Consider the following 289-nt stretch of genomic DNA (forward strand, 5'->3'; position numbering starts at 1 on the left):
TATTCTGGCTCTGAACGCCGCCGTTGAGGCAGCTCGTGCGGGCGAGCAGGGAAGAGGATTTGCCGTTGTTGCAAGTGAGGTGCGCGGCCTCGCGCAACGTTCGGCATCTGCTGCGAGAGAAATCAAGGAATTGATCGTCTCATCTGTTGCAACGACTAGCGACGGGTCCGAGCAAGCTGCTCGGGTTAGCGCAGCAATGGATGAGATGAAGACTGCTATTGAACATGCGTCTCAAATGGTGACGGAGATTGCTAATGCCTCTGAACAGCAAAGTCGAGGTATCGAACAG

1 protein-coding gene is annotated in these 289 nt (G+C 54.7%); it reads left to right on the top strand.

Annotated features, from left to right (window positions below; genetic code table 11):
* On the top strand, positions 1-289 hold a 289-nt coding region (locus SB753_RS36385; RefSeq protein ID WP_410804965.1), incomplete at both ends, for a methyl-accepting chemotaxis protein.

This window comes from Paraburkholderia sp. SIMBA_053 (assembly GCF_046534895.1).
In the GTDB taxonomy this organism is placed as follows: Bacteria; Pseudomonadota; Gammaproteobacteria; order Burkholderiales; family Burkholderiaceae; genus Paraburkholderia; species Paraburkholderia caledonica.